The organism is Candidatus Phytoplasma meliae (assembly GCF_016876135.2).
The window spans coordinates 37,550-46,811 of record NZ_JACAOD020000015.1 but is presented as its reverse complement, the minus strand read 5'-3'; the positions used below and the strand labels follow the sequence as shown (position 1 = coordinate 46,811).

Sequence of the window (9,262 nt, the reverse complement as noted above, 5' to 3'; positions counted from 1 at the left end):
GTTTAAATTTTCTTGATAAAAATTAGTTAAATTCAATCCTGTAGGAATAATTGAAGTAACAGAAGAAATAGAAGTATGATGATTAGTATCCACAGGAAAACGTTTAACAGTAAAATCTAACACTTTTTGAGTAGGAAAAATAATAGCATTAGCATTTACCAAAGATCTTCTTACAATTTTATCAGCATAATTTAACATTGCTTGACGAAACATTTTAATCAAAAAAGAATTATTAATTTCAAAAAAAGAAACATAGAGCGTATGCATAGTATAAACTAAAGGTAAATTTAACTTTTGCTTAGCATAAATCCCAAACAAACCTAATCCAAATTCTGTATGAATATGAATAACGTCTAAATTTAAAGCTTTAATTTGAGGCAAATGATGTTTATATCTCAAAATCCAACGATAATTTTTAAAAATTTTAAATGGCAAAGGAACCCCTTTAATCCTAATCACATAAGGATCAACCTCTTTTTTAACATGAGGGGAATTAGTAGTCACAATATAAACTTGATGCCCCAAACTTTCCAAAGATTTCCTTAAAGCTTTAATTGAAACAACTACCCCACTAATTAAAGGTTCATAAGCATCTGTAAAAATTCCTATTTTCAAAAAAAATACCCTCCGTATTTTTAATAACAACCAATCAAACCACATTATAAGAGGAATTAAGATCATAAAGTTGTCACACAATTACGTAATTATTAACAAAAAATAAAAATTAATCAAAAATCAAAAAATCAATGAGATTAATCACAAAAATAGCACACATATAATAACGATATCCTAAATATTTCTCAAAGATAAAAAATATCTAATCCTAAGATATTATAACAAAATAGATAAATTATAATTAATAAAATAATTAACTGCTTAACCCCCTTAATACTTATTTAAATCCATGTTTTCTCTTGTTGCAATCAAACAATATCGCATCACCACAATAACTCTTAACACTTTTTATTAATAAAGTTAAAAAATGAATTCTCAAGTATCTAAAATAAAATAAAAGTTAAAAAATGATATAATATTAAATAGTATTATAATAATTTAAAATATGAAAACTAAAAAGCATAGAATTATATTTAATACAAAATAATACAAATTTAAGACAATAAAATAGTTAAATTTAAGATATTTTAATTTCTTGATAATTTTTAAGTTATATATTTTTTCATTCTAAGAAATTAAACAAAGAAAACTTGTTGAAAAGAGAAAAAAATGAAAAAAATAATCCCCAAGAAAATGTTAACCAAAACTAATACTAAAAAAATAAAGATATTACCATATGCAATATTATGTATGATTTTTGTAATTATTCATATATTATCATATTATTTCGCAACAAATACAACCATTCAAATACTTCATAACAATCCTCACAAAGAAAAAATGTATAATAACGAAAAAAACGAAAAAATATTAAATTTAGGAATAAAAATTGTAAATAGCTCAGACTTCGAGAATCCTTTGCTTGTCATCATTGAAAAGAAGATTTTTACATACAATTAATTTTCGAGTTAACTTATAAGCTAAACTTTTGCTATGTTTTATTTATCAAAAATTAATTGCTAATTACAAAATTATTTTTTGTAACTATCAATTACTTATATTATAACACGTTAACAACAAATGTCAACACATAAAACAATTTTCTTAAAAGAAAAAGAACAATTTTCTTAAAAGAAAAAGAAAAACAAGAAAAAAAGAAAAAAAAGAACCAAAAAAAAGAAAAAAAGAATAAAAAGAAAAAGAAATTATTATATATTATATAACTGTCTTAGACTGTCTTAGACTGTCTTAGACAGTATTTTATTATAATATTATATTAATAATTAATTATATATTAGTTTATTTATTATATAGTATATAAAAACTATTATTATACTAACGTATAAATATAGGGTACTACAAATTATTTTGTTTGTCAACACATATACATAAAAAAATGTATTTTTTTTAAATAGTTTATTATATATAATAAAAACCAACACTAAATACCCTCTTTTTTAAAAGAAGGTGAATTAAATATTAAATTATTTTTTATGTTTTTATGATTTTTTAACAGTTTTTAAATGTTTTTACTTTGTTTTTACAATTTTTCACATTTTTAACCATATATAGCTTATATTATGCTTATATTATGCTTATATATAGCTTATATTATGCTTATATATAGCTTATATCTTGCTTATATTTTTTTTAAAACTGCTTTTTTAGATGCTTTTTTATATATTTTTAAAATATTTTTTCTTTTTTTTATTACTAAACGGACAAGTGTAACCACTTTGGATAATTCTATTGCGCTTATCGTTGTACTGTTTAATAAAATTATCAGTTATTTTAATTATTTCTAACTTTGTTAAATCCTCTTTGTGTTCTAAATGGATTGTATTTAATTTAAATTGGCTAAAAAAGTTTTCAATATAGGGATTATCCCTTGGAGTTCGTGGACGTGAAAAGCTTTGTTTGATGTTTTTAGCTTTTAAAGCCTCTCCGTATTGGTTAGCTTGATATTGTGTGCCTCTATCAGAATGTAAAAAGCAATCATTCTCTACCTTTTTTATCCCGTTTAAAGTCTTTAAAACAAAATCTTGATCTTGTTTGCTCCCTAAATTATAATTAATAATTTTTTTAGTGTGTAAATCCATGATCGTAGATAAATAAAATATATTGTTCCATCGTCCGTATGGGATAGCAGTTATATCAGTACAATATATTTGCCCCTCTTTGGTTGTTTTTTTGTTTCCTCGTAATAAGTTCTCTCTCTTTTCTTGTCGTTTCTTTTTCGTTAAGTGGGATGTGTTTTGTTTTGTCTTACAAAATAAATTATGATCTTTCATAATTTTTTGAATTTGATATGAGGTTTTATTAATATTCATTAATTTCAATTCTCTAAAAATAGAACGCCAACCCAAAGTATAAATTTTATCACCTCTTTTATTGGTATAACTAAACTTATCAGCAATTAATTTGATATTAGTAATTAAATTGTGGTCTTGTTCCGGGGTTGCTTTTTCTTTCTTGCAATAATAAAAAGTACTTCTTGCAAGTTGTAAATGTTGCATCAATTGAGTAATGTTGATTTTAGCTTTTAATTTTTTAATAGCATTAAATAATACATCTTTATTTTTGTTATTATGATAGTCCTTGATAATTTGTTTTATTTTGGGATCATTAAAATTAATTGCTTTTCTTTTAATCCCTTTGACTTTTCTTTTATCATTAAATCCTTTAAAATCATTTTTTTTACTAAGGTTAAACCAATAATAAATATTGTGATGATTGGTAATGTTTAATTGTTTGGCAATCTCTTCCGCATCGCTTCCCCTTTTCCATGCTAAGATTGCTTCCCATTTTACTTTTTCACTATATGTTTGATTATGTTTTGGTCTCACGGTCTTTTTCTTTTTCTTTTTACCTTTCTTGTTTTTTGTTTTAAGCGTTTATTGATGCCCTTAAAAGACTTTCCACAGTCTTTTAAGGAATTTATATTAATTAATGTCCTGTTGGTAGATCATAATTTACTTGTCCTACATGGGTCGTTTGTGGGTCATTATCTGTGTGATATAATATGAACTCTCTTATGGTGTATAATGGGTCGTTTGGTTGAAGGTTTAACCCTTTTAACCAATTATTCCATTCTTGGGTGTTGTATGATGTATCATATTCGGTGAATGTTTGAGGGTTGTTATAATCATATACTCTTTTTGTTACTTGTTTAGATATTATATTAAAGGTTGGTTCATTATTTGCTTTGGCTTGTTGGATTAATTGGTTGGCTTTGGTTATCTGTCTTCGTACCATCGTTGTGCATTCTTGTGCCATCTCTGTGTAATATTTATCCGTTGTCCATTCTTGTGCCCTCATTGTCCATTCTTGTACCCACCTTGCGTGTTCTTGTGCATCCGCTATGCGTTCTTGTGCATCCGCTGTTTTAGGTAATTTATTTTTAAAATGAGTACAAATAAAGTTTAACCAATCAAACTCTAATTCTAGGTTTTTAGTCATCAATCTTATATATGGAGTCTTATTTTTTATATTACTATTTAATACTTGATCTATTTGTATATTAGTAATTCCATTCAAAAAACAATTACTTTTATTCCAAAAACCATTATCACCATATTTATCTTTTGTCAATAATTCAGTTGTATTGTTAGGTTGATTAGTTTGAATTAATTGATAATTGGCTTTTGATACTCTCCAACCATAATGTTCTTTAACTGTCATATCACTATCATATTCGCAATTATATAAGTTTTCTTTACCATTAGTCCATTTGATAGGGTATACTTGAAGACCATATTTACTCATTATTGATTCAAAGTCTTTGCGTTCTAAGAAATTAGGGTTACCCTTAATATCTTTTTGAGTTGGGTGCATTTTATCAAATAAACGGTATTCTCTAATTGTGTTGCCCTCTTTATCCTTGTAGGTATAATATGGTTCTAATGATAATTTATATTCTTTATAAGGTTTAGGTATTGTTGTATTTAAACTATTTATTTCATTTTGTTTAGTTGTTATGTTTTGTTCTAAGGTATTTAATTGTGTTTTAAGATCATCAATTACTTTGTTTTTTGTTGTTTCCAACTCTTGTAATTGTTTTCTAAGGTTGTTTATATCATCTTGTGCTTCCTTAGACTTACTTTTTTGTAATTGGTCTATTGTTGTATTTAAACCATTTATTAAACTATCTTTTTCTCGTCCTAATTCTTCTAATTTCAAGATCTTATCGGTTATCAATTTTCTTTGTGCTTTTAATTCATCATCGGTTTTATGAAAAACATCTGTCAGCTCTTCTACCGATTCACGTTCTATTTTTTCTCTTTTAGTATCTATTTCACGAATTTTTTCGAAACGTTCATTAACCAATTTTGTTGCTTCTGCTTCAACATCAATATTTTTAATTTCTGCTTGTTGGATAGTTTCTTGATGTTGGCTAATAACACCCCAAAATATTAAAACTATGAAAGTAATTAATATACTAAAAATAATAATTGTAGGTATTATATTAACTCCTGGAAGCTTCTTTTTCAAACGCCTTATATTAGGTAATTTCATGATACATTTTTTTACCTTTCTTATAGTTTGTAACAATTACTATTATACCCTCAAAAAAAAAAAAAACAAGTTTTATGCTTAGATAACTGTTTAACCACTCTCATCAGTATTAAAACAAACAATATATGCTAATCTAATAAAGATGATAAATAAAAAAAATAAAATAAAATACTGTATCCCAAGACTTAAATATTTAATTCCAATATCCCAATATTCTTTAATATTCATTTAGCACTATAACGTCCCTTTCTTTCTTTTTGCGATAACTAAAATGATAAGTTAAGACCCAAACCGACCTTAACCAAATTATTATTGACCAAACCAAAAGATAACAAGATACCCATTTTAAAATATTTTTCAAAGTAAAAAAAGCTTTAAGGATGTTTCTCCTATGATTTATCGTTGTTCTTTGTGCCAAATTATCTGACATCCATTTTACAAATGCAACTATTTTATCACTAATCCATTTTACTCCTTGTTTAATTTGTTGCCATACCCAAGCAATCACTTTAAAAACAGTTTCAATTATCTTTTGGATTACTGCAACTATTTTCATAATTGCTTCTTTAATCCAATTACAAACAACAACTATTATTTCTCCTACCTTATTAATGACATTATTGATGACATCAGCAATTTTTTTAACCATAGTTTTAAAAACTTCAATTGCTTGCACTATTGTGTTGATTGTTATACCTTCCAACATTTTTATTGGAGATGTCAAATTAATATTTTCTAAAGAAATATATTTATTTTCTCTTGCTTTTATTTCATCAATTAAATCCTGCGCTTTTGCTCTTGTTTGGGCTATCTCATTAAACTTATCTTGCATTTGGATTTTGATAGCTTCGATACTTTGTATTTCCTTTGTAGATGATGCTTTAATATTTATTATTAAATCTTGTTGTAAGCTATTAGTTGCTTTTATCACATCTGCAAAAATGTTAGATACTTTTTGTTGTATTTCTATGATATCTTTTTGAGATTTAATATTTTGGGAATATCCTTTGATCTCGTTTATTTTATCGTCGATATATTGCAATAATTCCTTTTTTTTCTTCTGCACTTTTTCTTTCATTTCTTTTTGTATTCTTTGGGTTCTCTCTTGTATTTCTTGTATTTTTTGATTTTGTAAGTCGATAGTTTGTTGTTCTTGTAGCTTCAATACCTCAATAGTTAATTCCGCCGTTGTAAGGAGCATATGATCTTGCATTTTTTCTATTTCAATTTTAGCCACTCCTGTAACTACATTAGGCACAAACATCACAACATCTTTCGTGGCAGTTGCTAATGTTTCGGTGGTTTCTTTTAAAAAATCACCAGTGTTTTCTAATCCTTTGCGTGTTCCTTCGACAACATCTTCCCACCAACCCCCAAAACCACCATAGACTGTTTGGTTATTAGGCGATAAATGTAAATGTATTGAGAACAACGAAAGCACTACCAATAAATAAAATAGTCTAGATTTCAAACTTTGTTGCTGATGTATTTTTTTTATCATCAGTCATCACCCACTTTCCTTGTTACTAATGTGTTTAAATATAAACTTTAAACCTTTTTGATGTAGATTAATAATAGTTGCCACACCGCTAATAATTATTTTGACAACTTCTAATAAGAATCTCCCAACAGTAGCAGCGTTTTTAAATAAAAGCAAAAAAGCACTACTAACAGCAAACATCCGAATTAATAACATTGTCATTTTGCTTAACATAAAACCAATCCAACCCCAATCATCGACGCTCCAAAATAAAGCATTCTCAACTAATGAAGTTAAATAGTTAAGTAAATTAAACTCTATTAAAAAAACATTAGCCAATATTAAAGCAAAAATAAGGTTTAAGGATTCAGCAACAAAATATGAAATTACATAAGGGACAAGTGCGTTTACGATATCATCTACAATCCACATTTTATATCACTTCTCCTCTTTCTCGTTCATATCATCATCCGGGTAATGTTTTATCCATTCGTCAATAAAATTATTAAGAGGTTTCATTAACTCCTCTCTTTTTTGGAACATTAACTTTTCTAATTTAATTTGCAATTCATAAATGACTACGCCATGTTTTGGGTCTTTCACATCTTGTTTGACTAAGGTAGCTATTTCATCCCTAAGTTTATCTATGTTGACGTCTAATTCCGTTTTGGGTATTAATTGTTGTTGGGATGGTTGATTTGATGTTTGAGGAATTGAAAACATATTATTTATTTTTAATTCAACATTATTTTTAACTATTTTTTTATGCTCTTCTTGCAACTTCTTATACTCTTCTATTTCTTTGTGGTCGTATTTTTGTATTTTGGTAAATCCAAAATCAATCTTGAAGTAAAACCGCAACACTAAGTAAATCACAACTGATACTGCAATAGTGTAAAAGAGAAATAAATATGGTTTTAATTTTTGAATCACCACCAATCGCCTCCTTTCTCTTTATTTCCTTTGTCCTTTTTATTTCCTTTATGCTCTTGTTCTTGTTCGCCTTTCTCCTCGGTCTTATCGCTTGTTGTCTTACGTCTTTTATTTTTAGCAATAACTAATTTCATAATCACAAATATAACCTTAATTCCAAGATGGATCACAATAAAAGAAACCAATAACCACCAATAAGACTTAAACCATTTTAACATCTGTATTAGCCATGTTTCTTTAACAACTACTGCGTCAACCTTATTATTATTGTTTAATAAGTCTTCAATAGTGGTTGTTTTCTTGCCGATAATATCTTTGGCGTTATTATCTAGATTATTTATTATTTCATTATGTTTATTTATTATTATGTGAGTGTCTTGTAGTTTTTTTGGTTCTTTTTCTTTAAAAGAAAAGCCTGCATCTTTTAAGTCTTTAAGTGTAAATCCTGCATCTTTTAAGTCTTTAAGTGTATATCCTGCATTTTTTAAGTTTTCAGCTGTAAATCCTACATTTTTTAAGTCTTGAGGTTTATAACCTTCGTTTAGTAGTTCTTCAGCTGTATATCCTACGTCTTTTATTTCTTTAAGTGTATATGCATGTTTTATTTCTCTAAGTGTAAATCCATCATCTTTTAAGTCTTTAAGTGTAAATCCTATGTCTTTTAGTTTTTTGACTATATCCCCAAAATCATTCTTTAAAACTTCTTTTATTTCTTTAAATGTAAATCCTGCATTTTTGAGGTATGGAATGGGAAAGGCACCAGCTGTCAATCCTACGTCTTTTATTTCTTTAAGTGTATATCCTGCTTCTTTGAAATGATAAAATCTTATATCCTCACAAGCTTTGAATTCTTCTATTGTATATCCTGCTTCTCTTAGTTTTTTAGGGTGAAAATTAGACTGAGAAAATAAACTTCCATCGGACTCGGACATTATAAATCCTACATTTTTTAAGTCTTTGGCTGTAAACCCCATTTCGTTTAAAGCGTAAAGACTAGCACGTTTTTGTAATGCTTTTAATGCTTCAAGTACAGCTCCTTCATCTTTAATTTTATTTCTTATTTTTTTTAAGTGGTCCTGAGGCGTAAATCCTATATTCCATAATTCTTCAACTGTATATCCAATGTCTAGTAGTTCTTCAGCTGTATATGTGTCTCTTAAATATGTTCGTAAATAATGAGTGTAATCATAATAACGGCGTCTTCCACTCTCTACTTCTTCTCGCTCTTCTTTATCTTTCTTCCTTAATTCTTGTTCTTTTTCTAAATCTCTTGGTGGCAACCCCCACACTGTCAAACTATTAAAAAAGAAAATCAAAATACTAATAAATAATCCTAATTGTAATCTTATTTTTTTATTAAATTGGTACATCATAAATCCTCCTCATAAAATCTTGTAAACTTGGAAATGTTTTTTATTTTTACATGTTATTTTGTTGTTATTTCTCACAAACGCCATATAGGGGCAAAATAACGCGTTTAAAGGGTATCGTGTGTTTATATTAGTTTTCATTTATGCAAAAGCTAAAAAACTTAATAGCTTTTCACCTTTTACATAAATGCTTAAAAAATTAATTATTTTATAAAAGGTAGTAATCAAGTGGTGTTGCTTGATTACTACCCCGACCATAACCTATTACAAATACAAAGAAAACAAGAAAACAATAAGTCAGTTTAACGACCCTAATTGTTAAGAGGAACAAAATAGACGCTGAAAGGCTAAAAAAACCTCTCAACAATTACTTATATAACTTAGGTCGGGTAATGAGAAATAGCTATTT

The 9,262-nt window shown here is 27.0% G+C and carries 8 protein-coding genes; 1 reads left to right on the top strand and 7 read right to left on the bottom strand.

The annotated features are described in order from the left end of the window. The coding region (locus tag CHTY_RS03200) for a glycosyltransferase (protein WP_203552439.1) at positions 1 to 615 on the bottom strand (615 nt) is incomplete at its 3' end. 609 nt (positions 616 to 1,224) lie between these two features. Between CHTY_RS03200 and CHTY_RS03195 the strand changes: the two genes are divergently transcribed. Further along, positions 1,225 to 1,515, top strand: a complete 291-nt coding sequence (locus CHTY_RS03195) for a hypothetical protein (protein ID WP_203552034.1) — start codon at positions 1,225 to 1,227, stop codon at positions 1,513 to 1,515. A 716-nt stretch (positions 1,516 to 2,231) separates the two neighbouring features. Here CHTY_RS03195 and CHTY_RS03190 read toward each other — a convergent pair. The 6 genes from CHTY_RS03190 to CHTY_RS03165 all read right to left on the bottom strand — a co-directional run bounded on the left by CHTY_RS03190 (position 2,232) and on the right by CHTY_RS03165 (position 8,853). Next, entirely contained in the window at positions 2,232 to 3,401 is a 1,170-nt protein-coding gene (locus CHTY_RS03190; RefSeq protein WP_203552035.1) for an IS3 family transposase, read from the bottom strand. A gap of 100 nt (positions 3,402 to 3,501) precedes the next feature. After that, entirely contained in the window at positions 3,502 to 5,070 is a 1,569-nt protein-coding gene (locus CHTY_RS03185; RefSeq protein ID WP_203552036.1) for a coiled-coil domain-containing protein, read from the bottom strand. 217 nt (positions 5,071 to 5,287) lie between these two features. Further along, positions 5,288 to 6,571, bottom strand: coding sequence for a hypothetical protein (locus CHTY_RS03180; protein WP_203552037.1), 1,284 nt, complete (start codon positions 6,569 to 6,571; stop codon positions 5,288 to 5,290). 6 nt (positions 6,572 to 6,577) lie between these two features. Continuing rightward, positions 6,578 to 6,982: a hypothetical protein gene (locus CHTY_RS03175; RefSeq protein ID WP_203552038.1), complete on the bottom strand. Its 405-nt coding sequence runs from the start codon at positions 6,980 to 6,982 to the stop codon at positions 6,578 to 6,580. A 6-nt stretch (positions 6,983 to 6,988) separates the two neighbouring features. Further along, on the bottom strand, positions 6,989 to 7,486 hold the full coding sequence (locus tag CHTY_RS03170) for a hypothetical protein (RefSeq protein ID WP_210634601.1): 498 nt from the start codon (positions 7,484 to 7,486) through the stop codon (positions 6,989 to 6,991). After that, the gene (locus CHTY_RS03165) at positions 7,480 to 8,853 is read right to left on the bottom strand and encodes a hypothetical protein (RefSeq protein ID WP_203552040.1); all 1,374 of its coding nucleotides are present in this window, start codon (positions 8,851 to 8,853) and stop codon (positions 7,480 to 7,482) included. The genes CHTY_RS03170 and CHTY_RS03165 overlap by 7 nt, the downstream gene beginning before the upstream one ends. Between the last annotated feature and the right edge of the window lie 409 nt (positions 8,854 to 9,262).

Bases quoted from the DNA above. Each gene is read 5' to 3' on its own strand.
- CHTY_RS03195 (WP_203552034.1), top strand. From the start codon at position 1,225: ATGAAAAAAATAATCCCCAAGAAAATGTTAACCAAAACTAATACTAAA.
- CHTY_RS03180 (WP_203552037.1), bottom strand. From the start codon at position 6,571: ATGATAAAAAAAATACATCAGCAACAAAGTTTGAAATCTAGACTATTT.
- CHTY_RS03185 (WP_203552036.1), bottom strand. From the start codon at position 5,070: ATGAAATTACCTAATATAAGGCGTTTGAAAAAGAAGCTTCCAGGAGTT.
- CHTY_RS03165 (WP_203552040.1), bottom strand. From the start codon at position 8,853: ATGTACCAATTTAATAAAAAAATAAGATTACAATTAGGATTATTTATT.
- CHTY_RS03175 (WP_203552038.1), bottom strand. From the start codon at position 6,982: ATGTGGATTGTAGATGATATCGTAAACGCACTTGTCCCTTATGTAATT.